This is a genomic window from Vibrio sp. 1078-1 (assembly GCF_033340475.1).
The window spans coordinates 1-711 of the sequence record NZ_JAWOWM010000340.1; the positions used below are offsets into that span (position 1 = coordinate 1).

At 47.3% G+C, this 711-nt stretch carries 1 protein-coding gene; it reads right to left on the minus strand.

Annotation, left to right across the window (positions count from 1 at the left end; translation table 11 throughout):
* Nucleotides 1-579 (minus strand): exodeoxyribonuclease I (sbcB, locus tag R7190_RS27455; protein ID WP_318137879.1); only part of this gene is annotated, 579 nt, incomplete at its 3' end.
* Nucleotides 580-711 lie beyond the last annotated feature (132 nt).

Sequence of the window (711 nt, forward strand, 5' to 3'; positions counted from 1 at the left end):
CTTTGCCATCTCAATCGTTGCGATAACGTCAGCCATCGCGTCGTGCGCATTACTGTGCTCAATGCCATTTTTAACCGATAAATGTTCTAACTTGAAACTGGTGAAGCCGTCTTCATTCTCGGGCCATTCTACGCCTTCAGGACGCAACGCATGGCATGCACGCAATACATCGAGCAAGTCCCAACGCGAGTTGCCGTTTTGCCAGCTCCACGCGTATGGGTCGATAAAGTTGCGATAACAGGTGTAACGCGTCACTTCGTCATCAAAACGAATGCTGTTGTAGCCTAGGCTGGTGGTTTTGGGTTTCGATAACTCGGCGTGAATCTTAGCAATGAACTCAGGCTCGGATAGACCTTCTTGCATCGCCTTTTGCGGCGTAATACCCGTAATTAATGCAGCTTCCGGAGAAGGTAGATAATCAGCAGGAAGCTGGCAGTACATCACCAGAGGCTCGCCGATGATATTGAAGTTTTCATCTGTGCGAACACCAGCAAATTGGCTTGGACGATCTTTCGCGGGATTTGTACCCCAAGTCTCGTAGTCAAAGAAGAAAAAAGTGGGCTGATTATCTTGGTGCATTCTGCTTACCGTTTACGGAACCGATAAGAGTATTAGACCATTCAACGCCTTGACTAGCAACGAAAGATGCAAGTTGAATTTGTGAAAATGAAAAAGCCGATGGCGAACCATCGGCTTGAAGTTTTGCATTTG